Raw genomic sequence first — 24,175 nt, 5'->3', positions numbered from 1 at the left:
GTGAATTCAACTGGTCGTCGCAACACCTCTATCAGGAGGTGTTCGATGGTTCGTCGTCAGCAGGCCGCGGACAGGGCTGTTCGTCCGAAGCTCCGCTCGCCGGGGCATCCGAAGTTTCAGAAACCCGTCGAGGCGGCGTTCTGGGGCGAGATCGCGAAAGGGCTGCTCGCTGAGGAAGCCGCGGGGGTTGTCGGCGTGGCGCCCGCGGTCGGCGCAAGATGGTTCCGACACGCTGGCGGCATGGCGCCATTCGACATCGCCCAGCAGTCATCGGGCCGCTACCTCTCGTTCGCTGAGCGCGAGGAGATCGCGATTCTCAAGGAGAAGGGCAAGGGCGTTCGCGAGATCGCTCGCGCCATGGGCCGCGATGCCGGGACGATCTCTCGTGAGCTGCGGCGGAACGCGGCCACGCGGGGCGGGAAGCTGGAGTATCGGGCGTCGGTCGCGCAGTGGAAAGCAGACATGACCGCGAAGCGACCCAAGGTCGCGAAACTCGTCGCGAACCCGCGGCTGCGCGCGTATGTCGAGGAGCGCCTGTCGGGGAAGATCACCCGCCCCGATGGCACGATCGTCACCGGCCCCCAGCCGCCGCGGTTCACCGGGAGAGGCAAGCCGCATCGGAAGGACAGGGCCTGGTCCTGGGCTTGGAGTCCGGAGCAGATCTCACACCGGTTGAAGATCGACTTCCCGGATGATGAGTCCATGCGCATCAGCCCAGAGGCGATCTACCAGTCGCTCTACATCGAGGGCCGCGGCGCGCTCAAGCGCGAACTCGTCTGGAACCTCCGCACGGGCAGGGCGCTACGCGTCCCCCGAGAGCGGTCGCGGCGCAAGACCTGGGCGCATGTCACGCCGGAGACGCTGATCAGCGAGCGACCGGCGGAAGCCGACGATCGCGCCGTCCCCGGGCACTGGGAAGGCGATCTGCTGATCGGGTTGGAGCGCTCGGCGGTCGGCACGGTCGTCGAGCGCAAGACCCGTTACACGCTGCTCGTCCATCTCCCGCGGGAAGAGGGCTATCGGCACAAGGAGACGCCGAAGAACGGGCCGGCGTTGGCCGGCTATGGCGCGATCACGATGAAGAATGCTCTCGCCAACACGATGTCGGCGCTGCCGGCGCAGCTGGCGCGCTCGTTGACCTGGGACCGCGGCAAGGAGATGTCCGCTCACGCGCAGTTCCGCGTCGAAACCGGCATCCCGGTGTTCTTCGCCGATCCGCAGTCGCCCTGGCAGCGCGGTACGAACGAGAACACCAACGGGCTGCTGCGTCAGTACTTCCCGAAGGGCACCGACCTGTCCCGCTGGAGCGCCGAAGACATCGAAGCCGTCGCATTCGCGCTGAACACGCGCCCTCGGAAGTCGCTCGGATGGATGACTCCCGCTGAGGCCTTCAACGAGCAGCTATTGTTGCTCCAACAAGCCGGTGTTGCATCGACTGGTTGAGCCCGGTCAATTCACGTCGATTCGCTACGGCGAACGATTGGCAGAGATCGGCGCCACGCCGTCGATCGGAACCGTCGGCGACAGTTATGACAATGCCCTGGCCGAGACGGTGAACGGCTACTACAAGGCCGAACTCGTCCGAGGCCCCGCGAGGTCAGGGCCGTGGAAGACCATCGAAGATCTCGAGCTCGCGACCCTCGGCTGGGTGCACTGGCACAACACACAGCGCCTCCACGGCTACCTCGGCGACGTCCCACCCGCCGAGTTCGAGAACGCGTTCTATGCTGTCCAGGGCGACCGCAACCTGCTGGTCGGAATCAAATAGCGCGAGTCTCCATCAGACCCAGGGCGCTTCAACGAGCTGCTCGATCTGCGCTTCGAGATCCTTGATCTCATCGTTGAGCGCGATCCATCGTTTCGCGATCGAGCGGAGAGCGTGACGGTTCGCGTCCTCCGGGGTCTCCAGTCCGCGGGGTCGGAGCGCGGCGCAGTGCCGCGCGACCATCTTCTGCGTCTTCTTGGCGGTCTCGCGTCGGAGGTCTTCGGTGGCGTGGACGAGCATCGCTTTGAGGGTGATCATCGCTCCGGTGCGGTCTTTCACCGCGGTGTCATGCGCGACTTTCAGCTGTCGAATCATCTCCACGACCCCGTCCGCGGTCTTCGGGATCGCGGTCGCGAATCCGGCGAGCACGGCCCGGGCGGCGTTTTCCGCGTCAAGGGTGTCGGACTTCCCGTTGAGTCGGCGGGGCGTGGGGAACGATTCGGTGACAGGTTTGGTTTAGGCCGCGAGTGTGAGCGGCTCGGCTAGCTTGGCTTCGAACTCGATGGGCGTCAACCCGCCGAGGGCGTCCTGTGCTCGTTGCCGGTGATACTTCCGCTCGATCCAGACGACGATCGCGAGCCGTAGTTCCTGCCGTGTTGTCCACCGCTGCTGGTTGAGCACGTTCGTTTGCAGCAGCGACCAGAACGACTCCATGGCCGCGTTGTCCCCCGCGGCGCCGACACGGCCCATCGATCCGACCATGTCGTGACGGCGCAACTCGCGAGCCATCGCCCTACTCCGAAACTGGCTGCCCCTATCGGCATGCAGGATGCAGCCCGCGACCTCACCGCGGCGGGCGACGGCGTTTCGGACGGCGTCGACGGCGAGCTTCGCGGTCATCCGATCCGCGATCGAGTAGCCGACGATCCGGTTGGAGAACACGTCCTTGATCGCGCAGCAGTAGAGCTTGCCTTCGCTCGTCCAATGCTCCGTGATGTCCGTGAGCCAGACCCTGTTGGGCGCGTCGGCGCGGAACACACGGCGGACGTGGTCGTCGAACACGGGCGGGCCGGCCTTCTTGCCCTTCCCGCGCCGCCGACGCTGCGCGGACGAGAGGATCCCTGCCTGCGAGCACAGTTTCCACGCCGTCCGCCGACTCATCCGCCACCCCGCCCGGCGGGCTTCGTCGGCAAGGTACCGGTATCCGAACGTCGGGTCGTCGTGATGCGCGTCATGCAACGCGTTGATCCGATACGCGCGGACCACATCCGCCTCCCTGATCGGGTCGTTCCGCCACCGGTAGTAGGGCTGGCGGGCGAGCTTCAAAACCCGGCACGACACCGTCACGGGAATCCCCGATTCGGCGAGCTCAGATACGAGCGGGTATGTCATTTTGGGGAGCCACCGAGCCGCAGATTCGCCTGTGACAGATACGCCGTCGCACGGCGGAGGACCTCGTTCTCCTGCTCGAGCAGGCGGATCCGCTTCTTCAACTCCCGCGCCTCGGCCGCATCGGCAGCGGTCTGGCCGGGACGGTTGCCGTCTTCGACATCCGCTTGGCGGAGCCAGTTCTGCAGCGTTGGTTCGCTGATGCCGAAGTCAGTGGCGATCTGTTTGATGGTGACGCCGCTCTCACGGCTGCGAGCGACCGCGACAACGTCTTCGCGGAACTCTCTGGGATAGGGACCGGGCATGATGACATCCTCCCCGCCAGCACCTCCCGGCACTAACGATCAGTTGTCACCGATTCGTTCCTCACGCCCGCACCGCGTGGCGCAACTATCTGCACCTGCGAGCGATCGCGCCCGGTGTCGAGATCGTCTGCGCCGAGGGCACCGTGCGGGCGGAGCATCTCGAGTGGATCGCCCATCACGAGCGCACCGGCGAGGTGACGGTGCCCCTGTCGGACCTCGACCCGGCGGCGGCCTTCCTTCGCGGCGCCGCCTGGCGGCTGCGTGTCGAAGACAGTGCGGCGTCGTTCCGGCTGGAGGAGACGCGCGGGAGCGTCGCTCCGGATGCCGCGTGCAACGCCGACCGGCGGGCCGCCGGTTCGCTGCAGATGGACCTCGACGGGCTCGGCCGCTACCGCGGCGAGATCCACCTGATGCGTCGGGATCTGCCGCTCACGGGCCTGCAGGCCCACGTCGGCGAGATCGCGGCGCCCTCTCGCGGCATCGTCGAGAGCCTGCGACCGGGCGACACGGTGCGTTTCGTCTGACCGTTGCGGTGTCTCGCCTGACGCGGCGTGCGGCGTTTCGACTCGCGGTCACTCACTCCCGATCGCCCCGCGAGCGCGGCGAGTCGACACGCGCTTCCCCGTCAGTCGGTCAGCTTCTCGAGCAGTTCGCGGTACTTGGCGGCCGTGCGCTCGACGATCTCGGCGGGCAGCTCGGGCGGCGTCCCCTGCCCGTTCCAGGCCGCGGCGAGCCAGTCGCGGACGATCTGCTTGTCGAAGCTCGCCATCCGCTCGGCGGGGGTCGTCCCGCGCGCCCAGGCGGCGGCATCCCAGTAGCGCGACGAGTCGCTCGTGAGCACCTCGTCGGCCAGGGTGAGCACGCCGTCGGCATCCACCCCGAACTCGAACTTCGTGTCCGCGAGGATCAGGCCCTTCGCCTCCGCGGTCGCCGCCGCGCGGCGGTAGATCTCGAGGGACAGGTCGCGCAGCTGCGCGGCCCGCTCGGCGCCGACCAGTTCTTCGGCGCGCGCGAACGAGATGTTCTCGTCGTGCTCTCCCATCGGCGCCTTGTACGCCGGAGTGAACAGCGGTTCGGGCAGGCGGTCGCCGTCCTGCAGGCCGGCGGGCAAGGGGATGCCGCACACCGTCCCCTCGGCGACGTACTCCTTCCACCCCGATCCGGTGAGGTAGCCGCGCACGACGCACTCGATGGGCAGCATGTCGAGGGTGCGCACGATCATCGCGCGCCCCACGACGGCGGCCGGAACCAGATCCACCGCATCGTCCGACTCGGCTACGAGCGCGTGGGTCGCGGCGAGGTGGTTCGGGATGCGCCGTCCGCCGTCGGCGCCGGAGAGCTGATCGAACCACCACAGACTGAGCGTCGTGAGCAGCTCACCCTTGCCCGGGATGCCGGGACTCAGCACGTGATCGAAGGCGCTGACCCGGTCGCTCGCGACGACGAGCATGCGCTCCGCCGGCGCGGGGCCACCCTCCGCGGGGCGGTACAGGTCGCGCACCTTGCCCGAGTAGACATGGGTCCAGCCGGGCAGATCGGCGGGCGCGGCGGAAGGCGAGGAGGCGTCGGTCACGCGTCCATTATCGCGGGGTGATGCGGTCGACGAACGCGTAGGCCTCCGCCACGACGTCGGGCCAGAGATCCATGGCATCGGTCCCGACGAAGACCCACTCGCGCATCGCGCGGCCGCGCATGGTCATCCGTTCCGCCCTGCCGGTCTGCTCGAGCGCGGTGACCCTCTCTTCGGGCAGCTTCGCGATCAGTCCCGACCGATAGCCCATGAACGCGAACACCTTCCCGCGGATGCGCAGGCCCTCGCTGCCGAACATCGGGCCGATGTCGACGCCCGGGAGCACCATGTACTCGGCGGCGATGTCGTCGAACACCGCGCGCGCCTCTGCCGTCATGAGCAGACCTTAGCGCGCCGTGACAAATCAGCGTATAGTCCATGTGGACTAATCAAGATGGAATAACAAGCCGCGGAGGAGAACAGTCGTGAAGAGCGCCGTGGACCGGCTCACACCGTTGGGAGTGATGGTGCTCGCGCTGCTGCGCGAGGACGACATGCACCCCTACGAGATGATCCGGCTGATGCGGCACCGTCACGACGATCGCATCGTGTCGGTGACCAACGGCACGATGTACCACACCGTCGCGCGTCTGGAGAAGTCCGGTCTGCTCGCCGAGGTCGGAGTCGATCGGGACGGCAACCGGCCGGAGCGCACGACGTACACCCTCACCGATGCCGGCCACGAGGTCGTCCAGGACTGGGTGCGCCGGGAGCTTCCGCTCCTGGACCGGCACGTCGAGTTCCGCGTGGCGCTGGCCGAGGCGCACAATCTCCCCCGCGAGGACGTCGTGGCGTTGCTGTCGACCCGTCGGGAGCAACTCGCCCGTGCGCGCGACGAGCTCGCCGACGGCATCGCCCATGCGCGCGAGAGCAAGACCGGCCCGGCATCCGTCATCGAGCAGTACCTCATCGAGATCGATCGCGAGCGCGCCCTGCTCGCCGCCGACCACGACTGGCTCGCCGACCTGCTGGAACGGCTCGCCCACCCCGACTTCGTGTGGGGATCACACGAGAAAACCGATCGCTATCTGGCACAGAGAGAAGCCGCACGCTCATGACCGAACAACGCACGCGCGATGTGACCGCGCCCGCACCCACCCCGTGGCCCGCCCTCTGGGCGCTCGTTATCGGGTTCTTCATGATCCTGGTCGACACCACCATCGTCTCGGTGGCCAACCCCGCCATCAAGGCGGCCCTCGACCCGTCCACCAACAACCTCGACAACGTCGTGTGGGTCACGTCGGCCTACCTCCTGGCGTATGCCGTGCCCCTGCTGATCACCGGCCGTCTGGGTGATCGATTCGGACCGAAGCGCATCTACCTCATCGGCCTCGCGATCTTCACGCTCGCATCCCTGGGCTGTGGCCTGTCGGGATCCCTCGAGATGCTGATCGTCTTCCGCGCGATCCAGGGCCTGGGTGCCGCACTCATGACCCCGCAGACGATGGCCGTCATCACCCGCACCTTCCCGCCCCAGCGCCGCGGCGCCGCGATGGGCCTGTGGGGAGCGACCTCCGGGGTCGCCATGCTCGTCGGGCCGCTCGCCGGAGGCCTGCTCGTGGACGGCCTCGGCTGGGAGTGGATCTTCTTCGTCAACCTTCCCGTCGGCGTGATCGGCTTCGTCCTCGCGTGGATGCTCGTCCCGAACCTCGAGACGCACCCCCACCGCTTCGATCTGGTCGGGGTCGTCCTGAGCGCGGTCGGCCTGTTCCTCATCGTCTTCGGTCTGCAGGAGGGTGAGCACTTCGACTGGGCCGCCTGGGTCTGGACGATGATCGCGGGCGGCGTCGTGGTCATGGCGCTCTTCATCTGGCAGCAGGCGAAGACCCGCAGCGAGCCGCTCGTGCCGCTCGGACTGTTCCGCGACCGCAACTTCTCCGTGTCGAACTTCACGATCGCCACGGTCGGCTTCACGGTGACGAGCATGTCGCTGCCGCTCATGTTCTTCGTGCAGCTGGCGCGCGGTCTCACGCCCACCGAATCGGCGCTCCTGCTCGTGCCGATGGCCGTCGCCGCGGGTGTGCTCTCGCCGCTGACCGGCCGACTGCTCGACCGGGTCGACGCCCGCGTCCTGCTGGCGCCGGGGCTGCTGCTGGTCGTCGGATCGCTCTTCTGGTACTCCTCGCTGATGCGCGCCGACACTCCGATCTGGATGTTCCTGCTGCCCTCGTTCCTGATGGGCGTCGGAAACTCCGGCATGTGGGGGCCGCTGGCCACCACGGCGACCCGCAACCTCGAGCCGCGCCAGGCCGGCGCCGGCGCGGGCATCTACAACACGACGCGCACGATCGGTTCGGTGCTCGGCTCGGCGGCGATCGCCGCGTTCATGCAGTCGCGTCTCGAGGCGAACCTGCCGGGCGCCTCGAACGCCGGCGGCGACTTCGGTGCCGGACAGCTGCCCGCGTTCGTCGTCGACGGCTTCTCGAACGCCATGGCGCAGACGATCCTGCTGCCGGCAATCGTGCTGCTGATCGGCGTCGTCGCCGTGCTGTTCATGCAGCGCCCGCCGCACCTCGTCAAGCGCTGAGCGCGCGCGGCATCGCCCATCGCCGCCCGGTGAAGCCCGACGACGACACGACTCGTCAGTCGAGCGCCACCCGGGCGGCGATGTCGCGCCGGTAGTGCGAGCCCTCCAGGCCGATCCGCTCCAGAGCGGCATACGCCTGGTCGCGCGCGGCGCCGAACGAGGAACCGGTCGCCACGACATTGAGCACGCGTCCCCCCGTCGCCACCAGCTCATCGCCGTGCATCGCCGTCGCGGCGTGGGCGAGGTGCACTCCCGGGACGGATGCCGCGGCATCCAGCCCCGTGATGACCCGCCCGGTACGCGGCGCCTCGGGGTAGCCCTCGCTCGCGAGCACCACGGTGATCGCGGCGGTGTCGGCGAACTCCGGTGCCGGCTCGTCCTCGAGCGTGCCGGATGCCGCCGCCATCAGCAGTCGCGACAGAGGGCTGGTCAGACGGGCGAGCACGACCTGGGTCTCGGGGTCGCCGAAGCGGGCGTTGAACTCGATGACCTTGATGCCGTCGGCGGTCAGGATGAGTCCCGCGTAGAGCAGACCGATGAAAGGGGTGCCCTCGGCATCCAGCGTGCGGATGACCGGCTCGGCGACCGTGCGGGTCACCTCGGCGACGAACGCCTCCTCGCTGCCGAAATCGTCGCTCAGCCAGGGCAGCGGCGAGTAGGCGCCCATCCCGCCCGTGTTCGGGCCCGCGTCGCCGTCGTAGGCGCGTTTGAAGTCCTGCGCGGGGCTGAGCGCGCGCACCGTGTCGCCGTCGCTGACGAAGAAGAGCGACACCTCCGGCCCGGAGAGGAACTCCTCCACCAGCACGGGGCCGGTGGGAAGGTAGGTGTCCGCGTGCGCGAGCGCCGCCTCGCGGTCGTCGGTGACGACGACCCCCTTCCCGGCGGCCAGCCCGTCGGCCTTCACGACGTGCGGGGCGCCGTAGGCGTCGAGGGCGGCTTCGACCTCGGCGCGGGTCGTGGCCCGCGTCGCCCGACCGGTGGGCACGTGGGCGGCATCCATGATCCGCTTCGCGAACGCCTTCGAGCCCTCCAGCTGCGCCGCGGCCTTTCCGGGGCCGAACACCGGGATGCCGTGCTCCCGCAGGGCGTCGGCGACTCCCGCGACCAGCGGCGCCTCGGGGCCGATGATCACGAGGTCGATGTCGTGGTCGTTGGCATACTCGGTCACCGCGGCGGGGCTGTTGGCATCGAGGGCGGCGACGATCGTGGCGTCGGCGGCGATGCCGGCGTTGCCGGGGGCCGCGAACACGTCGTGGCCCGCGTTCTCCCCCTTCAGAGCGAGGAGGATGGCGTGCTCGCGGGCACCGGAACCGAGGACGAGAATGCGCACCCGGCCAGCCTACCGACGGGCCGCCGCGTCGTGAGTGCGGGCTAGCGTGGAGGCATGGCCCGCAAGATCTCCACCGCCGACGGTCGTGACGCCCTCGCCGCTGTCACCGCGGCGAGGGATGCCGAGGTGACGCCGCCGCGCACGGAGCTGGCGACGGCCGTGCGGTACCTCCTGCAGCTGCTCGCCGAGAAGGCCCCCGGCAACACCGTCGAAGTGCGGGTACCCCCGTTCGGTGCGGTGCAGGTGGTCGAAGGCCCCCGGCACACGCGCGGTACGCCGCCGAACGTCGTCGAGACCGATGCCCCCACCTGGATCGCGCTGGCGACCGGTGCCGAGTCGTGGGCCGATGCCCTGGGTGCCGGACGCATTCTCGCGTCCGGCACCCGGGCCGACCTCGCGCCCCTGCTGCCGCTGCGGCCGTGAGACCGCCGCCGCGGGGCGGGCGCGGTCAGACGGTGACGACGATCTTGCCGCGGGTGTGGCCCTCTTCGAGAGCGGCGTAGGCGGCGGCAGCCTCGTCGAGCGGGTAGGTCGCCGCGATCTCGACGCGCAGCTCGCCCGCCGCGACGAGTTCAGCCAGCTCACCGAGCTGGGATGCGTTCGGGCGCACCCACACGTAGTGGCCGCCGAACTCGGTGCGTGCGCGGGCGTCGGCGATCGAGGCGACGACGCCGCCGTCGGCGAGCAGGTCGGGCGTCGAGTCGAGCGTCGAGCCGCCGACGAAGTCGATGATGACGTCGAACCCGTCGGGGGCGATCTCGCGGGCCGCAGGCACGAGGCCCTCGCCGTAGACGACGGGCTCGGCGCCCAGATCGCGGAGGTACGCGTGGTTGCGCTCCGACGCCGTGCCGACGACACGAGCCCCGAGCCGGCGTGCGAGCTGCACGCCGAACGAGCCCACCCCACCGGCGGCGCCGTGGATCAGCACGGTCTGGCCCGTGCCCACTCCGGCACGCTCGAGCGTCTGCAGCGCCGTCAGCCCGGCCAGCGGCAGGGCGGCGGCATCCTCGAACGACAGGCCCTCCGGCTTGAGGGTGGCGGTGCGCACCGGCACCGGCATGAACTCGGCGACCGAGCCGTTCTCGACGATGTCGGCGCGTGCGTAGGCGAGCACCGCGTCTCCCACGGCGAACTCAGGGGTGTCCAGTCCCGTCTTCTCGACGATGCCGGCGACGTCCCAGCCGGGCACGACCGGAAGGCGGGTGTCGATGAGGCCGCGCAGGTAGCCCTCGCGGATCTTGTAGTCGACGGGGTTGATCCCGGCCGCGACCACCCTCACCACCAGGGTGTCGGGACCGACGTGGGGCTCCTCACGGTCGGTGAGCTCGAAGCGGTCGTTGCCGCCGAAATCCGAATAGACGAGTGCCTTCATGCTCGATCCCAACCGTGCGCGCCCGGCATCCATTCCTCCGGACGAGCCTCGCGCCTATTCTGGGGGGCGTGATCAGACTCGCCACGATCGGCACCAGCACCATCACCGAGAAGTTCGCGGATGCCGTCGCGCAGACGCCCGGCATCCGCATCGACGTGGTGTTCTCCCGCGACGCGGCGCGCGGTCGCGCGTTCGCCGATCGGCTCGGCATCGACGGCGTGAGCACCGACCTCGAGGCGCTGCTGGCCTCAGGCGCGGTGGATGCCGTCTACGTGGGGTCGCCGAACGGCGCCCACGCCGCGCAGGCCGAAGCGGCCATCGCGGCGGGTGTGCACGTGTTCCTCGAGAAGCCGGCGACACCGACGGCGGACGAGTTCGCGCGCCTCGTCGAGGCGGCCCAGGCCCGTGGGGTCGTCGTGTTCGAGGGCATGCGCAACGCGTACGACCCGGGCATGACCCGTCTGCGTGCCCTGCTGCCCCAGGTGGGAACGGTGCGGCTGGTGTCGTTCGGGCAGAGCCAGCGGTCGGCGCGGTATGACCTCGTCCTGGCCGGCGAGACGCCGAACATCTTCGACCCGGCTCTCGCGGGCGGAGCGCTGTTCGATCTGGGTGTCTATCCGCTCAGCGCCGCGATCGAGCTGTTCGGCGCACCGCGTGCGGTGGTCGGGGCGACGGCGACGATCGCGACCGGTGCCGACGGCGCGGGTGCCGCCGTGCTCTCCTACGACGGCTTCGTCGTGCAGATCGGCTTCTCCAAGATCGGCGCCTCGCGTCGACCGAACGAGATCCAGGGCGAGCTCGGCACGATCGAGATCGATGAGATCACCGCGCCGCGCCGGATCACGCTCGACCTGTTCTCCGGCGTGCACGAGGAGGTCGAGATCGACGGCCCCGACAACAACATGCGCTTCGAGGTGGCCCGCTTCGCCCAGCTCGTCCGTGGAGATGACGAGGCATCTGCCGACCAGCGGCGCAGCCTCGAGGTGCTGCGCGCCGTCGAGGCGATCCGTGCCGATGCCGAGAAGCTGCGCGCCGGATCGGGACGCGCCGCGCGGTGAGCGCCGGGGTCGAGCTCGACACGCTGGTGCGGATGCGACGCGTGCGCGACATGATGGACCGCGATTTCGCCCAGCCCCTCGACCTGCCCACCCTTGCGCGGGCCGTGCACGTCTCGCCGGGTCACCTATCGCGACAGTTCCGGCGGGCCTACGGCGAAACGCCCTACTCGTACCTGATGACGCATCGTGTCGAACGCGCCATGACCCTCCTGCGGACGACGCAGCTCGCCGTCACCGACATCGCGCTCGCCGTCGGCTGCCCGTCTCTGGGTACCTTCACCACACGCTTCACCGAGCTGGTGGGCGTGTCTCCGGGACGCTATCGCACCCGCGGCGCGCCCTTCCGCGTCGGCATGCTCCCCTGCATCGCCCGTCGGCTGACCCGACCGGTCAGGAATCGAGAAGCGCTCCCGCGCGAGACCGGCCTATCGTGAGGCCCATGAGCATCAGCATCCACTCCTCCTTCCTGCCGCACGTCGACGCCGAGGCGTCGCTCGCGTTCTACCGCGACGTGCTGGGATTCGAGGTGCGCCTGGATGTGGGCTACGAGCACCTGCGATGGATCACGGTCGGCCCCGCCGGCCAGCCCGACACCGCGATCGTGCTGCACCCGGTCGGTGTGGGACGCGACATCAGCGACGACGAACGGCGGACGCTCGCCGAGCTCGTCGCGAAGGGCAGCTACTTCGGGGTCAACCTGGCTTCCGACGACCTCGACGGCGACATCGCCCGCCTGGCGGCGGCGGGCGCCGACATCGTGCAGTACCCGACCGATCAGGACTACGGGCTGCGGGATGCCGCGGTGCGCGATCCCGCCGGCAACCTCCTGCGCATCCAGCAGTCCCACTGAGAGGAGACACCCATGAGTGACACCAAGAGCGGCTTCAGCGCCGATGAGCGTGCGGCGATGGCGCAGCGCGCCGAAGAGCTGCGATCCACGAAGGGGCTGAAGGGCGCCGCCAAACAGGCCGCGGAGCTCGAGGCGTGCATCGCGGCGATCGACGCGTTGACCGGCACCGACAGGGAGGTGGCCACACTGCTGCACCGCGTCGTCACCGAGGAAGCGCCGCAGCTCGCGCCGAAGACCTGGTACGGCTTCCCGTCCTACGCCCGCGAGGGGAAGGTGGTCGTCTTCTACCAGCCGGCATCGAAGTTCGACACGCGATACGGCACGGTGGGCTTCCAGGAGGACGCGCTGCTGGACGACGGTGACATGTGGGCGACCTCGTTCGCCGTGGTCGCGGTGACACCGGCCGTCGAAAAGACGCTGCGGGAGCTCGTCGCCCGCTCGGTGGCCTGAGCGCGCACCGCCGGCATCCGGCGAAGGTCGGCGCCGGATCGGCGCGGGCGACGACCTAGACTGGTGGGGTTCCACCGTCCCCGATCCGATGAGTCCGACGTGTCCGACGACGCCCCCGCTCCCACCCGTACCCACGGTGCCGGAGCGACCCGCACCTTCGACGTGCGTCATGTGCAGCTCGGTCGCGCCCTGCTCGCCGCTCTCGCCGCCGTGATGGTGACCTTCTCGCCCGACCACTCGGCATCCGTCGGTCTCGCCGTCTTCAGCGGGTGGGCGATCGCCACCGCGCTCGTGCTCCTGATCGGTGCGTGGCTCGCCTTCCCGCGCGAGCGCCGTTCCGTTCCGATCCTGCTCGGAGTGCTGACTCTGCTCGCGGGGATGGCCACCGGCATTCCGGGGCTGCGTTCGACGGCGCTGTTCTTCGTCGTCGTCATCGCGTGGGCGCTGATCGCGGGTGTCGCCGAGCTCATCGGGGGCGTGCGGCTGCGCCGCAGCGCCGCGTCCCTCGAGGGCGTCCTGCGCAGCGAGCGCCGCGACGAGGGGCGCGACGGCGTGCTCGCGGGTGCGCTCACCATCGCGCTCGGCATCGGTCTGCTCCTGGTGAACCCCGCGTACAGCCTGGAGTACTTCATCTCCGAGGCCGGGCGTTCCTTCACCCTGACCGGCATCACCATCGGTGTCGGCCTCTTCGGCGGCTACGCCGCCATCATCGCCGTCTTCCTCGGCATCGCCGGCTTCTCGCCGCGACGCCCCGCCGCCGAGGACGGCACCCGTTCAGGAGGTTCCGCATGAGCGAGCCGCGTCCCACCCGTCGTGATCTGCTCAAGCCGGTGCAGCTGCTGAGCTTCGCCTTCGCCGCCGCCCTGTTCTCCGGCCTCGTCACGCTCGTCTCGATGGGGTTCTTCCAGGACCTCACCGGCGACGAGCGGGTGCACGTCGTCGTGGTCTCGTTGGTCGTCGCCGGCGTCGCCTTCATCGCGACGCTGGTCATCATCGCGCTGTGCATGCTCGCGGTCGATCCGGCCCAGATGGGCGGCGAGATCGACCACGGCGTGCTCATGGACGACACGGATGCCGAGGCATCCCCCGACGCCACGGACGACGGCGCCGCGCCGCGCCGCTGAGCCCGTCGAGAGACGCGCTCAGACGCCGCTCAGACCCGGTCGACGAGCTCGTCCGCCAGGCCGGTGTATCCGGCCGGCGTGAGAGCCAGCAGGCGCTCCTTGGCGGCATCCCCGATGTCGAGGGTGCGCACGAAATCCGCCAGCTCGGGGCCGCCGACGCGGCGTCCGCGCGTGAGCTCCTTCAGCAGCGCGTAGGGGTCGGTGATCTGCGACCGTCCCGCGACGATCTCCGCGCGCACCACCGTCTGGATCGCCTCGGCGAGCACCTCCCAGTTCGCGTCGAGGTCGGCGAGGAGCACGTCGCGGGAGAGTGAGATCTCGGTGAGCCCGCGCTGCAGGTTGTCGAGAGCGAGCAGGGAGTGCCCGAACGCGACGCCGATGTTGCGCTGCGTCGTGGAGTCGGTGAGGTCGCGCTGCATGCGGCTCGTGACGAGGGTCGAGGCGAGGGTCGTGAACAGACCTCCCGAGATCTCGAAGTTCGCTTCGGCATTCTCGAAACGGATCGGGTTGATCTTGTGCGGCATGGTCGACGAGCCCGTGGCGCCGGCGACCGGGATCTGCGCGAAGAAGCCCATCGCGATGTAGGTCCAGATGTCGGTCGCGAGGTTGTGCAGGATGCCGCCGGCGTGACGCACCCGGTCGTACAGCTCCACCTGCCAGTCGTGCGACTCGATCTGCGTCGTCAGCACGTTGAAGTCGATGCCGAGGCCCTCGATGAACGCGCGGGACAGTTCGGGCCAGTCGACGTCGGGGGCGGCGGCCAGATGCGCCGACCAGGTGCCGGTGGCGCCGGAGAACTTCGCCAGGTACTCGCCGCCGGCGATCTGCGCGGCCACGCGCTCGAGCCGCCAGGCGAAGACGGCGAGCTCTTTGCCCATCGTCGACGGGGTGGCCGGCTGACCGTGCGTGCGCGAGAGCATCGCGGCATCCCGGTGCTCGTGCGAGAGCGCCGCCAGAGCGTCGATCACGGCGCGCAGCTTCGGCAGCCAGACGTTCTCGACGGCACGCTTGACCGTCAGGGCGTATGACGCCGAGTTGATGTCCTCGCTGGTGCACGCGAAGTGCGTGAGCTCGGCGACGGCGTCGAGGCCGAGTGTCTGCAGCCGGTCGCGCACGAGATACTCGACGGCCTTCACGTCGTGGCGGGTCACCGACTCGGTGGCGGCGAGCCACTCGATCTCCGCCGCGCCGAACGCCCGGTAGAGCTCGCGGAGGGCGTCCTTCTGGTCGGCCGTGAGCGCCGTCGAGCCGAACAGGCCGCGGTCGGTGAGCGTGATGATCCACTCCACCTCCACCTCGACGCGCGCACGGTTGAGGCCGGCCTCCGACAGGTACGCCGACAGGTCGGCGACGGCGCCGCGGTAACGGCCGTCAAGCGGGCTGAGGGGCTGGTGGGCGAGGGTGTTCGCGGTGGTCACGACGCGGGCTCCGATCACGGTGTCTGTCGACGCGCGGCCGGTGCGCACGACGACAGGCTCACAACGGACGGATGGCCGGTTCGAGCTGCCGGAAGAGCGCCCGACTCGCGCTCTCGATCATACCGAGCACGTCGTCGAACATCTCCGGGCCGGCGTAGTACGGGTCGGGGACGTCCAGGTTGCCGTGCGCCTCGGGGTCGAAAGAGAGCAGGAGCGCGAGCTTGTCGGCATCCGTCGTCGTGCGCGCCCAGCTCGCGAGGATGCGCTCGTGCGAGCGATCGAGGGCGACCACGAGGTCGTTGCGCTCGAAGTCGTCGAGCGTGAACTGACGGGCGCGGTGGCGTGCGCCGTCGTAGCCGCGTCGCGCGAGCGCATCGAGGGTGCGGCTGTCGGCGCGTTCACCCACGTGCCAGTCGCCCGTCCCTGAGCTGGTCGACACGACGCGAGCGCCGAGGCCGGCGCGGTCGGCGATGTCGCGGAAGACGATCTCGGCCATGGGGGAGCGGCAGATATTGCCGGTGCAGACGAACACGACGCGAAACGGTGCGGCGTGGGCAGTCACCTCCCCATTGTGGTGCAGGTCGACGGCCGCACGAAAGACCTCCTCCCCACGCGGGCGGCGCGCCGCGCCTGTCCACGGATGTCGAGACCGTCGCACGGCGCTGCGCAGCCCGGGCCGACGATCGTCCTGTGGACCGACTCGCGGATATCGCCGATGCCCGGGCCCTCCTGCGTCAGGCGCGTGAGACTCTCGTGGAGTCGAATCTGCGGATGCTCGGGCTGCGGGCCGACGCGCAGTGGGCGACCACGGCGGCAGAACCCATCCGGGAGCGTCTCGACGCCTGCGCGCACCTGAGCGCGGTCGCGATCGATGACATCGACACCTGGGACCGTGACCTGGCTCAGGCGGCCGAGCGGGCGCTCATCGAGGCGGCCGGATGAGCGACGACGTCGACATCCGCTCCGGCGGGCTCGTCGCGGTCGACACCGATGCGCTGCGAGAGCTGTCCGGCGCCCTCGGGCCGATCTCGGCTCGTCTCGATGAGGTCGCAGAAGCGCTCGCCGGCGCCGGGACCGCGTCGCTGGCTGCCGGGCTCTGGGTTCCCGATCCCGCCGGGCGGGCGCGGGAGGCGCACGCGATCGCCACCGACCTCTCGCGCACGCTCGACACGCTCGCCCAGACGTACGACCTCGCCGAGAAGGAGGCGCTGCACGCGCTCCACGGCACACGCGACGTCGACGTCATACAGCTCGCGGCGGCACGGATGCAGGCCGAGGGGGATGTCGCGGCGGCGGCGAAGCGGCTCGCGGCCGAGTGGATCGAGGGCCGTCACCGCGACATCGAAGACCAGATGCGAGACAGCGCCCTCATGCTCGGGGTGTACGGCCCGCTCGGACCCGCCCTGACGCAGCTGACCGCCGCCGTCCGCCGCGCCGGTCGGGGCACGGTGCCCGCCGCGGCGCCCCCGTTGCGGCCCGGGGCAGAGACGGCATCCGTCGAGGAGATCAGCACGCATCGCGCGACCGGTGCCGACGCCGCGCCGCGCGGACTGGTCGACGTCATCGATCGGATGCCGGGACAGGACGGCCTCGACGATGCGCGCGTGCGCGTGGAGGAGTACCGCTACGCGTCCGGCGAGCGCGAGTTCGTGGCCTACATCGCGGGAACCCGCGCCGCGTTCGCGGCGGACGAGCCGTGGGACATGACCTCCAACCTCCAGCTGTACTTCGGTGCCCAGTCGTCGTCGTACCTCGCGGTGGAGCGCGCGCTGACGGCGGCGGGGGCGGTCGCGGGAGATCGCGTGCACGTGTTCAGTCACTCGCAGGGTGGCATGATCGCGGCCTACCTGGCGCGGGACGGCGACTTCGACGTCGTGACCGAGGTCAGCTTCGGCAGCCCCGTCCAGGCCGAACAGGCCGACGGTGTGCTCTCGGTCGCCGTCCGGCACACGGACGATCCGGTCGCGGCGCTCGCGGTCGGCGGCTTTCCGGGTGTCTCGGGCTCTGGCGACAGTGTCGTCGTCGAACGCGAGGCCGATCCCATGCCGCGGTGGAGCGATGCGACGTTCGCGGTGCACCAGCTCGACGCCTACCGCGAGACGGCGGCGATGGTCGACTCCTCGGACGATCCGCGCATCGACGCGCTGCGCCAGCGTCTCGCACCCCTGGCGGGCGCGGTCGTCGTCACCTCGACGGTCTACGGCGCCCACCGAGAGCAGGCCAGCTCGGCGGATCGACGACGGCGTTCGGGGGGAGGAGGGCTCTGATGAGGTGACGAGACCGTCAGCTGCGGCGCTTCTTCTCCTGCGGGCGCAGCAGAATGCCGAACACCCAGTTGATGAGCGAGATGAGGATCGCGGCGACGACGCCGAGCCAGAAGCTCTCGACGGTCAGGCCCCAGCCCCACGAACTGGTGACCCACGCCGTGATCCACAGCAGCAGCCCGTTGATGACGAACGAGATGAGCCCGAGCGTCAGGATGTACAGCGGGATCGCGACGATCTTGATCACGGTGCCGATGATGGTGTTGACCAGCGCGAAGATCGCGGCGACGGCGAGCAGCGTCAGTACGAGCTGCAGGGTCTCACCGGGCGCGAACGGCGTCACCCCGACCCGGAGGGCGGGGATGAGGGTCACGACCCAGATGGCGAAGGCGTTGACGACGACGCGGACGATGAAGCGCATGGTGCTCACAGTCTTCCACGCGGATGCCGCGCTCGAAAGGCTTCACTCCAGGTCGCAGCGCCCCTCGTAGACTCGACGCGTGACCGATCTGCCCGTGCGCATCCGCCCCGAGATCGCCGCCCTCCCCGCCTACAAGCAGGGAAAGCAGGCCGGCGCCGAGGCGTTCAAGCTGTCCAGCAACGAGAACCCCTTCGCCCCCCTGCCGAGCGTCGTGGCCGCGGTGCAGGCGGCCATCGCCGTCAACCGCTACCCGGACGCCTCATCACCGCGCCTGCGCGCCCGCCTCGCGGAGCGCTTCGGCGTCGGTGACGACGCGGTGCACATCGCGGCCGGGTCGGTGTCGATCCTCTTCCAGCTCGCCCAGGCCACGAGCGGACCTGGCGATGAGATCCTCTTCTCCTGGCGTTCGTTCGAGGCCTACCCGAGCCTGGCGACGGTGGCCGGCGCGACGGCCGTCACCGTCCCGAACGATCCGGCGGGCGGTCACGACCTCGAGGCGATGGCCGACGCCGTCACCGAGCGCACCCGCATGATCATCGTCTGCAGCCCGAACAACCCGACGGGCCCCGTGGTGACGCAGGCCGGCTTCGACGCGTTCCTGGCGCGTGTCCCCGGCGACGTCCTCGTCATCCTCGATGAGGCCTACGCCGAGTTCGTCACCGACCCGGATGCCGTGGCCGGCGCCGATGTCATCGCCGCCGGACACGCGAACGTCGTCGTGCTGCGCACCTTCTCGAAGGCCTACGGTCTCGCCGGCCTGCGCGTCGGCTACGCCGTCGGCGACCCGCGCATCCTGGCGGCCGCGCGCAGCACCGGCATCCCCCTGTCGGTGACGGCCGCCGCCGAGGAAGCGGCCTTGGCCAGCTTGGATGCCGAGGAGGAGCTGCTCGAGCGCGTGCGCACCCTCGCCGCGCACCGCGACGACCTGGCCGCACGGCTGCGCGCGGCGGGGTGGGACGTTCCCGAGGCGCAGGGCAACTTCGTCTGGCTGCCGGCCGGCGCGCGAGCCCTCGAGGTCGCGGCGGCGTTCGAGGAGGCCGGCCTGATCGTGCGCCCCTTCGCCGGTGACGGGGTGCGCATCTCCATCGGCGAGCACGAGGCGATCGAGCCGATCGTGCGGGTGGCGACATCCGTCGCAGCGCGCCGTTAGTTCCTGCCCGTTGTGCTCGGCACACGGCGGATCGCGATTCCCGTTGTCGATCCCATGCAGTCGGACGCATGCGCGGGGCGTTAGCGTGGGAACATGACCCCGCCTGACGACCCGGCCCTCGTGCGCGTTCTGGCGGCGGACGGGACGTTCGCCCCCACATCCGAAGCCGAGCGCTACCTGCCGCTCATCGACGCGCTCTCCGACGCCGAGCTCGAGACGTTCTACCGCGACATGGTGGTCGTGCGCGCCTTCGATCGGCAGGCCACCAACCTGCAGCGGCAGGGCCAGCTCGCCCTGTGGCCGCCGTCACTCGGGCAGGAGGCCGCCCAGGTCGGATCGGTGCGTGCCGCCCGGCCGCAGGATCACCTGTTCCCGTCCTATCGCGAGCACGTCGTGGCCACCGCCCGCGGTGTGGACCCGATCGACATCATCCGCGTGATGCGCGGTCTCACGCACGGCGGCTGGGATCCGACCGACCCGAAGAACGGCAACGTGCACATCTACACGCTCGTCCTCGGATCGCAGACGCTGCACGCGACCGGCTTCGGTATGGGCCTCGTCTTCGACAAGCGGTGCGGCACGGGCGATGCGGACCGCGACGAGGCCGTCGTGGTCTACTACGGCGACGGCGCATCCAGCCAGGGCGACGTGCACGAGGCGATGGTGTTCGCCAACACCTACCGGACGCCCCAGGTCTTCTTCCTGCAGAACAACCACTGGGCCATCTCGGTGCCGGTCGCCACGCAGTCGCGAGCGCCTCTCTACCGCCGCGGCGCCGGATACGGCATGCCGTCGACCCTCGTCGACGGCAACGACGTGCTGGCCAGCTACGCGGTCTCCAAGCTTGCGCTCGACGAGGCGCGCGCTGGCGAGGGACCCCGCGCGATCGAGGCGATGACCTACCGCATGGGCGCGCATACGACGAGCGACGACCCCACCAAGTACCGCACGTCCGACGAGGAGCAGTCGTGGGCGCGGCGCGATCCGATCGCCCGCATGCGTGCTTACCTCGAGGCGCGGGGGGCGGCGGCATCCTTCTTCGACGAGGTGGATGCCGCGGCGCAGGCCTACGCGGACGATGTGCGCGTACGCACCAACGCGCTCGGCACGATCGAGCCCGAGTCGATGTTCGCGCACGTCTACAGCGAGGACCACCCGTTGATGGTGGAGCAGCGTCGCTGGCTCGCCGATTACGAGGCGTCGCTGGAGGGAGGAGTCTGATGGTGGAGTCCATGCCCCTCGCGAAGGCGCTCAACGCGGGTCTTCGCGCCGCGATGGCCGCCGACGGCCACGTCCTGCTCATGGGCGAGGACATCGGTCGCCTCGGCGGCGTGTTCCGCGTGACGGAAGGCCTGCAGGCCGAGTTCGGCGAGCAGCGGGTGCTCGACACCCCCCTCGCCGAGTCGGGCATCGTCGGCACCGCGATTGGTTTGGCGATGGCCGGGTTCCGTCCGATCATCGAGATCCAGTTCGACGGCTTCGTCTTTCCCGCCTTCGACCAGATCACGACGCAGCTCGCCAAGCTCACCAACCGGCACGAGGGCGCGCTGCAGATGCCGGTCGTCATCCGCATCCCGTACGGCGGCCACATCGGAGCTGTCGAGCACCACCAGGAGAGCCCGGAGGCCTACTTCACGCACACCGCGGGCCTGCGCGTCGTCTCTCCGTCGACGGCGAACGACGCGTACTGGATGATCCAGGATGCCGTCCGCTCGCCCGACCCGGTGATCTTCCTCGAGCCCAAGGCCAAGTACTGGATGAAGGGCGACGTCGACACCGCCGAGCGCCCCCTGCCGCTGCACGCGTCGCGGCTCGTGCGCCGCGGCACCGACGTCACGCTCGTCGGCCACGGCGCGATGGTCACGACGCTGCTGCAGGCGGCCGCGCTCGCCGAGAGCGAGGGCACCTCGTGCGAGGTGATCGACCTGCGCTCGCTCTCGCCGATCGACTACGGTCCCATCCTCGACTCGGTGCGCCGCACGGGCCGCATGGTCTACGCGCAGGAGGCGCCCGGCTTCACGTCGGTGGGTTCCGAGGTGGCCGCGACCGTCATGGAACGGGCGTTCTTCGCCCTGGAGGCGCCGGTGCTGCGCGTGTCGGGCTTCGACGTGCCGTTCCCACCCGCCAAGCTCGAGGGCACCTACCTCCCCGATGCCGACCGCATCCTCGAGGCCGTCGACCGCGCGCTGGCCTACTGACCCGCCCCGCCCCGCCCATGACCGCGAGACACCATCCCTGCACCGAGACACGCGTCGTAGCCCCGTGTCTCGGTGCGCATCACGTGTCTCGCGGACTCACGCCCTGAAGGAGAACGACATGAGCGAGCAGATCTTCCACCTGCCGGACGTCGGCGAAGGCCTCACCGAGGCCGAGATCGTCCAGTGGCGCGTCGCGCCCGGCGACACCGTCGAGGTCAACGACGTGCTCGTCGAGATCGAGACGGCCAAGTCGCTGGTCGAGCTGCCCTCGCCCTTCTCCGGCACCGTCGGCGAGCTCCTCGCCCCCGAAGGTGAGACCGTCACGGTCGGGGCCCCCATCATCACGATCGGCGGCGCGGCGGCGGATGCCGAGACCCCCGCACCCGCACAGCCCGAGCCGGCCGCGGCATCCGACGACGGCGGCGCCGTGCTGGTCGGCTACGGCACGGGCGCCGGAGCGACCTCTCGCCGCAAGCGCCCGGCCGAGCGCGCCGAGACCGTGCGGGCCTCCGTCGGGGTCGTCGCCAAGCCGCCGGTGCGAAAGCTCGCGCGCGACCTGGGCGTCACCCTCGCCGAGGTCACCCCCACGGGTCCCGCCGGCGAGGTCACCCGCGACGACGTCGTGCGCCACGCCGAGCAGGCGAGCGTCTTCCGCAACATCGCGACGCCCACCGCGCCCGCCGAGCGGGAGCAGACGATCCCGGTCTCCGCCGCGCCCGTCCCCGCACCGCCGGTCGGCGAGCGCGAAGAGGCGATTCCGGTCAAGGGCGTGCGCAAGGCCACGGCCTCGGGCATGGTGCGCTCCGCCTACACCGCGCCGCACGTCTCGGTGTGGACCGACGTCGACGCGACGCGCACGATGGAGCTCGTCAAGCGGCTGAAGGCGTCGCCCGACTTCGCCGACATCAAGGTCTCGCCGCTGCTGATCATGGCGCGCGCGGTGATCTGGGCGGTGCGACGCACGCCGTTGATCGGCGCCGCGTGGATCGACAAGGAAGACGGCTCGGCCGAGATCCGGGTGCGCAACTACGTCAACCTCGGTATCGCCGCCGCGACGCCGCGGGGCCTGCTCGTGCCGAACATCAAGGACGCCCAGGACCTGAACCTCCGCGAGCTCGCCAAGGCGCTCGAGAAGCTGACACTGACGGCCCGAGAGGGAAAGACCACGCCGGCCGATCAGCAGGGCGGCACGATCACGATCACGAACATCGGCGTCTTCGGGATGGATGCCGGCACCCCGATCATCAACCCGGGCGAGTCGGGCATCGTCGCGATGGGCACGATCCGCCAGAAGCCATGGGTCGTCGACGGCGAGGTGCGTCCCCGCTTCGTCACCACGGTCTCGGGCTCGTTCGACCACCGCGTGATCGACGGCGACGGGATGAGTCGCTTCATCGCCGATGTCGCATCGATCCTGGAGGAGCCGGCGCTGCTGCTGGACTGACCCCCGGCATCCGCTGCGACACAATGAAGGCATGCTGACCGTCTTCGTCGCCGCCCTCGCGGCGCTCGTCCCGATCACGAATCCGCTCGGGGCGGTTGCGGCCTACGCCGGGCTGTCCGCCCACCTCGACGAGGCCGACCGCCGCCGGCAGTCGTGGCTCACGGGCATCTACGTCGCCGCCATCCTGACCGTCTTCGCGCTGCTCGGAACCCTGATCCTGCAGTTCTTCGGCATCTCGCTGGGCGCGCTGCAGATCGCCGGCGGCCTCGTGGTGATGCACTCCGGGTTCGGCATGGTCGTGCCGCGCGCGCTGGGCGCGGGGGCCTCGGATGCCGAGAAGGAGCATGCCGCCACGAAGACCGACATCAGCTTCTCGCCGATGGCGCTGCCGCTCATCGCCGGCCCCGGTGCGATCGGCGTGATCGTGGGACTCGCGGCGCGCAATCCCGGCATCCTGGACCGCGTCGGGATCGTGCTCGCCGTCCTCGTCATCGCGGCGGTGATCGCGGTGCTCCTGCGCTACGGCACGCCGCTGGCCGAGAAGCTCGGTCCGACCGGTGTCGGCGCGATCACCCGCGTGATGGGGTTTCTCATCCTGGCCATCGGCGCAGAGATCCTCGTGCACGGCCTGACCGCCGCGCTGCCGGGCCTCGCCTGAGCGGACGGCGCCTCGTCAGCGCGCCCGCGGGTCGTCGACGGGATCGACGACGGGGTGGAAGTTTCCCGACAGGTTCGCCGGCTGCAGCACGTCGCCGAGGCCGCCGCGCTTGCCCGTCCAGAGCGACGGGCCGCGGACGCCGGGAAGCTGCGTGAGCACACTGCCGGTGAACCGGCCTTCGGGCGGAATGTATGGGTTCGCCTTGCGGTTCGCGCGCCACGTGCGGAACCGATCGATCAGTCGCGTCATGACACCCTCCTCCTGTTCACGGTAGGTCCTCGCCGCGTCGCGGGCAAGGAGGGGGCCGTCAGGCGGTGAGGTGCTCGATGAGGATCTGCGTACCGATCCCGATCAGCACCAGGCCACCGACGATCTCCGCCGGGCGGCGAAAGCGCGTGCCGATGCGGTAGCCGATGAAGACGGCGAGAAGCGACAGTGCGAACGTGACGAGTCCGATCGTGGTGACGGCGATCGCGACGTCCACGTTCAAGAAGGCGAAGGACACCCCGACGGCGAGCGCGTCGATGCTCGTCGCGACCGACAGGAGCACCACCTCGCGCACGCTGAAGGCCTCGATGTCGTGCACGTGCTCGGGGTGCTCCGCGTCCACCGGGGGGTCGGGGCTCAGCGCCTCCCACAGCATCTTCCCGCCGACCAGCGCGAGCAGGCCGAACGAGATCCAGTGGTCCCACGGCGCGATCGCGTCGGCGAACGTCGAACCGAGCAGCCAGCCGAGCAGCGGCATGATCGCCTGCGACACCCCGAATGCGGTCGCGAACACGAGCGCCGTGCGCAGCACGTGCGCGCGCAGCTGCAGGCCCTTTCCGAGGGCGACGGCGAAGGCATCGGCGGAGACGCCGAGCGCGAGCAGCAGCAGAGTCCAGGGGGAGATGACGGCTCCTCGAGAGGCGAAGGCGACAGCGGAGGGGTCGCAGAGAACGT

General features: G+C 70.0%; 28 protein-coding genes and 2 pseudogenes. 19 read left to right on the top strand and 11 right to left on the bottom strand.

Features of this window, described 5'->3' with window-relative positions; translation table 11 throughout:
• Window positions 1–45: 45 nt before the first annotated feature.
• Window positions 46–1,443 (top strand): IS30 family transposase, encoded by a 1,398-nt coding sequence (locus JOE53_RS12885; protein WP_204946865.1) that lies wholly within the window; start codon window positions 46–48, stop codon window positions 1,441–1,443.
• 7 nt (window positions 1,444–1,450) lie between these two features.
• A pseudogene (locus JOE53_RS12880) lies at window positions 1,451–1,768 on the top strand (integrase core domain-containing protein); the annotation flags it as partial.
• Window positions 1,769–1,780: 12 nt separating this feature from the next.
• Here JOE53_RS12880 and JOE53_RS12875 read toward each other — a convergent pair.
• Complete coding sequence (locus tag JOE53_RS12875; protein ID WP_204947947.1) at window positions 1,781–2,086, bottom strand: hypothetical protein; 306 nt, start codon at window positions 2,084–2,086, stop codon at window positions 1,781–1,783.
• A 135-nt stretch (window positions 2,087–2,221) separates the two neighbouring features.
• Window positions 2,222–3,399, bottom strand: a pseudogene (locus tag JOE53_RS12870) (IS3 family transposase).
• Between the two features lie 143 nt (window positions 3,400–3,542).
• Between JOE53_RS12870 and JOE53_RS14805 the strand changes: the two are divergent.
• A complete protein-coding gene (locus JOE53_RS14805) occupies window positions 3,543–3,923 on the top strand; it encodes a phospho-sugar glycosidase domain-containing protein (protein ID WP_204947946.1) in 381 nt (126 codons plus the stop codon).
• A 101-nt stretch (window positions 3,924–4,024) separates the two neighbouring features.
• On the opposite strand, the gene JOE53_RS12860 is transcribed toward JOE53_RS14805, so the two are convergent.
• Both JOE53_RS12860 and JOE53_RS12855 read right to left on the bottom strand, forming a co-directional pair.
• Window positions 4,025–4,972: a phosphoribosylaminoimidazolesuccinocarboxamide synthase gene (locus JOE53_RS12860; RefSeq protein ID WP_061681327.1), complete on the bottom strand. Its 948-nt coding sequence runs from the start codon at window positions 4,970–4,972 to the stop codon at window positions 4,025–4,027.
• Between the two features lie 7 nt (window positions 4,973–4,979).
• The gene (locus JOE53_RS12855; protein ID WP_204947945.1) at window positions 4,980–5,306 is read right to left on the bottom strand and encodes a hypothetical protein; all 327 of its coding nucleotides are present in this window, start codon (window positions 5,304–5,306) and stop codon (window positions 4,980–4,982) included.
• A gap of 88 nt (window positions 5,307–5,394) precedes the next feature.
• On the opposite strand from JOE53_RS12855, the gene JOE53_RS12850 reads away from it, so the two are divergent.
• A complete protein-coding gene (locus JOE53_RS12850) occupies window positions 5,395–6,027 on the top strand; it encodes a PadR family transcriptional regulator (RefSeq protein ID WP_204947944.1) in 633 nt (210 codons plus the stop codon).
• Window positions 6,024–7,496: a DHA2 family efflux MFS transporter permease subunit gene (locus tag JOE53_RS12845; RefSeq protein WP_204947943.1), complete on the top strand. Its 1,473-nt coding sequence runs from the start codon at window positions 6,024–6,026 to the stop codon at window positions 7,494–7,496. The genes JOE53_RS12850 and JOE53_RS12845 overlap by 4 nt, the downstream gene beginning before the upstream one ends.
• Before the next feature lie 55 nt (window positions 7,497–7,551).
• Here the strand turns inward: JOE53_RS12845 and purD are convergent, their stop codons facing one another.
• A complete protein-coding gene (purD, locus tag JOE53_RS12840; RefSeq protein WP_204947942.1) occupies window positions 7,552–8,826 on the bottom strand; it encodes a phosphoribosylamine--glycine ligase in 1,275 nt (424 codons plus the stop codon).
• Between the two features lie 54 nt (window positions 8,827–8,880).
• On the opposite strand from purD, the gene JOE53_RS12835 reads away from it, so the two are divergent.
• A complete protein-coding gene (locus JOE53_RS12835; RefSeq protein ID WP_061681321.1) occupies window positions 8,881–9,249 on the top strand; it encodes a sterol carrier family protein in 369 nt (122 codons plus the stop codon).
• A gap of 25 nt (window positions 9,250–9,274) precedes the next feature.
• On the opposite strand, the gene JOE53_RS12830 is transcribed toward JOE53_RS12835, so the two are convergent.
• A complete protein-coding gene (locus tag JOE53_RS12830) occupies window positions 9,275–10,198 on the bottom strand; it encodes an NADP-dependent oxidoreductase (protein WP_204947941.1) in 924 nt (307 codons plus the stop codon).
• 68 nt (window positions 10,199–10,266) lie between these two features.
• Here JOE53_RS12830 and JOE53_RS12825 point away from each other — a divergent pair, with 68 nt between their 5' ends.
• The 6 genes from JOE53_RS12825 (at window position 10,267) to JOE53_RS12800 (ending at window position 13,680) form a co-directional block, all read left to right on the top strand.
• The gene (locus JOE53_RS12825; RefSeq protein WP_204947940.1) at window positions 10,267–11,256 is read left to right on the top strand and encodes a Gfo/Idh/MocA family protein; all 990 of its coding nucleotides are present in this window, start codon (window positions 10,267–10,269) and stop codon (window positions 11,254–11,256) included.
• The gene (locus JOE53_RS12820; RefSeq protein ID WP_373876949.1) at window positions 11,253–11,690 is read left to right on the top strand and encodes a helix-turn-helix transcriptional regulator; all 438 of its coding nucleotides are present in this window, start codon (window positions 11,253–11,255) and stop codon (window positions 11,688–11,690) included. Before JOE53_RS12825 ends, JOE53_RS12820 begins: the two co-directional genes overlap by 4 nt.
• 5 nt (window positions 11,691–11,695) lie before the next feature.
• Complete coding sequence (locus JOE53_RS12815) at window positions 11,696–12,106, top strand: VOC family protein (RefSeq protein ID WP_036321319.1); 411 nt, start codon at window positions 11,696–11,698, stop codon at window positions 12,104–12,106.
• Between the two features lie 12 nt (window positions 12,107–12,118).
• On the top strand, window positions 12,119–12,556 hold the full coding sequence (locus JOE53_RS12810) for a hypothetical protein (protein ID WP_204947939.1): 438 nt from the start codon (window positions 12,119–12,121) through the stop codon (window positions 12,554–12,556).
• 99 nt (window positions 12,557–12,655) lie between these two features.
• The gene (locus JOE53_RS12805; protein WP_061681358.1) at window positions 12,656–13,348 is read left to right on the top strand and encodes a hypothetical protein; all 693 of its coding nucleotides are present in this window, start codon (window positions 12,656–12,658) and stop codon (window positions 13,346–13,348) included.
• On the top strand, window positions 13,345–13,680 hold the full coding sequence (locus tag JOE53_RS12800) for an amino acid transporter (protein ID WP_204947938.1): 336 nt from the start codon (window positions 13,345–13,347) through the stop codon (window positions 13,678–13,680). The genes JOE53_RS12805 and JOE53_RS12800 overlap by 4 nt, the downstream gene beginning before the upstream one ends.
• Window positions 13,681–13,709: 29 nt before the next feature.
• Here the strand turns inward: JOE53_RS12800 and purB are convergent, their stop codons facing one another.
• Complete coding sequence (purB, locus tag JOE53_RS12795) at window positions 13,710–15,098, bottom strand: adenylosuccinate lyase (protein ID WP_204948253.1); 1,389 nt, start codon at window positions 15,096–15,098, stop codon at window positions 13,710–13,712.
• A 58-nt stretch (window positions 15,099–15,156) separates the two neighbouring features.
• Window positions 15,157–15,660 carry a low molecular weight protein-tyrosine-phosphatase gene (locus tag JOE53_RS12790; protein ID WP_036282749.1) on the bottom strand — a complete coding sequence of 168 codons (504 nt, stop codon included), beginning with the start codon at window positions 15,658–15,660 and terminating at the stop codon, window positions 15,157–15,159.
• A gap of 128 nt (window positions 15,661–15,788) precedes the next feature.
• Here JOE53_RS12790 and JOE53_RS12785 point away from each other — a divergent pair, with 128 nt between their 5' ends.
• The gene (locus tag JOE53_RS12785) at window positions 15,789–16,040 is read left to right on the top strand and encodes a hypothetical protein (protein ID WP_204947937.1); all 252 of its coding nucleotides are present in this window, start codon (window positions 15,789–15,791) and stop codon (window positions 16,038–16,040) included.
• Window positions 16,037–17,365: a hypothetical protein gene (locus JOE53_RS12780; RefSeq protein WP_204947936.1), complete on the top strand. Its 1,329-nt coding sequence runs from the start codon at window positions 16,037–16,039 to the stop codon at window positions 17,363–17,365. Before JOE53_RS12785 ends, JOE53_RS12780 begins: the two co-directional genes overlap by 4 nt.
• A 16-nt stretch (window positions 17,366–17,381) precedes the next feature.
• Here JOE53_RS12780 and JOE53_RS12775 read toward each other — a convergent pair whose 3' ends face one another.
• Complete coding sequence (locus tag JOE53_RS12775) at window positions 17,382–17,783, bottom strand: phage holin family protein (RefSeq protein ID WP_005051743.1); 402 nt, start codon at window positions 17,781–17,783, stop codon at window positions 17,382–17,384.
• A gap of 79 nt (window positions 17,784–17,862) precedes the next feature.
• Between JOE53_RS12775 and JOE53_RS12770 the strand changes: the two genes are divergently transcribed.
• The 5 genes from JOE53_RS12770 to JOE53_RS12750 all read left to right on the top strand — a co-directional run bounded on the left by JOE53_RS12770 (window position 17,863) and on the right by JOE53_RS12750 (window position 23,233).
• Window positions 17,863–18,933 (top strand): histidinol-phosphate transaminase, encoded by a 1,071-nt coding sequence (locus JOE53_RS12770; protein WP_204947935.1) that lies wholly within the window; start codon window positions 17,863–17,865, stop codon window positions 18,931–18,933.
• Window positions 18,934–19,026: 93 nt separating this feature from the next.
• Window positions 19,027–20,154, top strand: coding sequence for a thiamine pyrophosphate-dependent enzyme (locus tag JOE53_RS12765; RefSeq protein ID WP_204947934.1), 1,128 nt, complete (start codon window positions 19,027–19,029; stop codon window positions 20,152–20,154).
• Window positions 20,154–21,131, top strand: a complete 978-nt coding sequence (locus JOE53_RS12760; RefSeq protein WP_204947933.1) for an alpha-ketoacid dehydrogenase subunit beta — start codon at window positions 20,154–20,156, stop codon at window positions 21,129–21,131. The genes JOE53_RS12765 and JOE53_RS12760 overlap by 1 nt, the downstream gene beginning before the upstream one ends.
• Window positions 21,132–21,249: 118 nt before the next feature.
• Window positions 21,250–22,575 (top strand): dihydrolipoamide acetyltransferase family protein, encoded by a 1,326-nt coding sequence (locus JOE53_RS12755; RefSeq protein ID WP_204947932.1) that lies wholly within the window; start codon window positions 21,250–21,252, stop codon window positions 22,573–22,575.
• A gap of 31 nt (window positions 22,576–22,606) precedes the next feature.
• A complete protein-coding gene (locus JOE53_RS12750) occupies window positions 22,607–23,233 on the top strand; it encodes a MarC family protein (protein WP_204947931.1) in 627 nt (208 codons plus the stop codon).
• Between the two features lie 15 nt (window positions 23,234–23,248).
• On the opposite strand, the gene JOE53_RS12745 is transcribed toward JOE53_RS12750, so the two are convergent.
• Together JOE53_RS12745 and JOE53_RS12740 are read right to left on the bottom strand one after the other, a co-directional pair.
• Complete coding sequence (locus tag JOE53_RS12745) at window positions 23,249–23,482, bottom strand: hypothetical protein (protein ID WP_036287816.1); 234 nt, start codon at window positions 23,480–23,482, stop codon at window positions 23,249–23,251.
• Between the two features lie 58 nt (window positions 23,483–23,540).
• Window positions 23,541–24,032 carry a manganese efflux pump MntP gene (locus JOE53_RS12740; RefSeq protein ID WP_271171029.1) on the bottom strand — a complete coding sequence of 164 codons (492 nt, stop codon included), beginning with the start codon at window positions 24,030–24,032 and terminating at the stop codon, window positions 23,541–23,543.
• Window positions 24,033–24,175 lie beyond the last annotated feature (143 nt).

Source organism: Microbacterium laevaniformans (assembly GCF_016907555.1).
GTDB lineage: Bacteria > Actinomycetota > Actinomycetes > Actinomycetales > Microbacteriaceae > Microbacterium > Microbacterium laevaniformans.
The sequence above is the reverse complement of the archived record's forward strand: the minus strand, read 5'-3'. Positions and strand labels throughout refer to the sequence as shown.

Coding starts and splice junctions, on each gene's coding strand:
- JOE53_RS12775 (WP_005051743.1), bottom strand. CDS start 17,783: ATGCGCTTCATCGTCCGCGTCGTCGTCAACGCCTTCGCCATCTGGGTC.
- JOE53_RS12755 (WP_204947932.1), top strand. CDS start 21,250: ATGAGCGAGCAGATCTTCCACCTGCCGGACGTCGGCGAAGGCCTCACC.
- JOE53_RS12830 (WP_204947941.1), bottom strand. CDS start 10,198: ATGAAGGCACTCGTCTATTCGGATTTCGGCGGCAACGACCGCTTCGAG.
- JOE53_RS12845 (WP_204947943.1), top strand. CDS start 6,024: ATGACCGAACAACGCACGCGCGATGTGACCGCGCCCGCACCCACCCCG.
- JOE53_RS12765 (WP_204947934.1), top strand. CDS start 19,027: ATGACCCCGCCTGACGACCCGGCCCTCGTGCGCGTTCTGGCGGCGGAC.
- JOE53_RS12750 (WP_204947931.1), top strand. CDS start 22,607: ATGCTGACCGTCTTCGTCGCCGCCCTCGCGGCGCTCGTCCCGATCACG.
- JOE53_RS12780 (WP_204947936.1), top strand. CDS start 16,037: ATGAGCGACGACGTCGACATCCGCTCCGGCGGGCTCGTCGCGGTCGAC.
- JOE53_RS12835 (WP_061681321.1), top strand. CDS start 8,881: ATGGCCCGCAAGATCTCCACCGCCGACGGTCGTGACGCCCTCGCCGCT.
- JOE53_RS12885 (WP_204946865.1), top strand. CDS start 46: ATGGTTCGTCGTCAGCAGGCCGCGGACAGGGCTGTTCGTCCGAAGCTC.
- JOE53_RS12745 (WP_036287816.1), bottom strand. CDS start 23,482: ATGACGCGACTGATCGATCGGTTCCGCACGTGGCGCGCGAACCGCAAG.
- JOE53_RS12760 (WP_204947933.1), top strand. CDS start 20,154: ATGGTGGAGTCCATGCCCCTCGCGAAGGCGCTCAACGCGGGTCTTCGC.
- JOE53_RS12855 (WP_204947945.1), bottom strand. CDS start 5,306: ATGACGGCAGAGGCGCGCGCGGTGTTCGACGACATCGCCGCCGAGTAC.
- JOE53_RS12810 (WP_204947939.1), top strand. CDS start 12,119: ATGAGTGACACCAAGAGCGGCTTCAGCGCCGATGAGCGTGCGGCGATG.
- JOE53_RS12800 (WP_204947938.1), top strand. CDS start 13,345: ATGAGCGAGCCGCGTCCCACCCGTCGTGATCTGCTCAAGCCGGTGCAG.
- JOE53_RS12815 (WP_036321319.1), top strand. CDS start 11,696: ATGAGCATCAGCATCCACTCCTCCTTCCTGCCGCACGTCGACGCCGAG.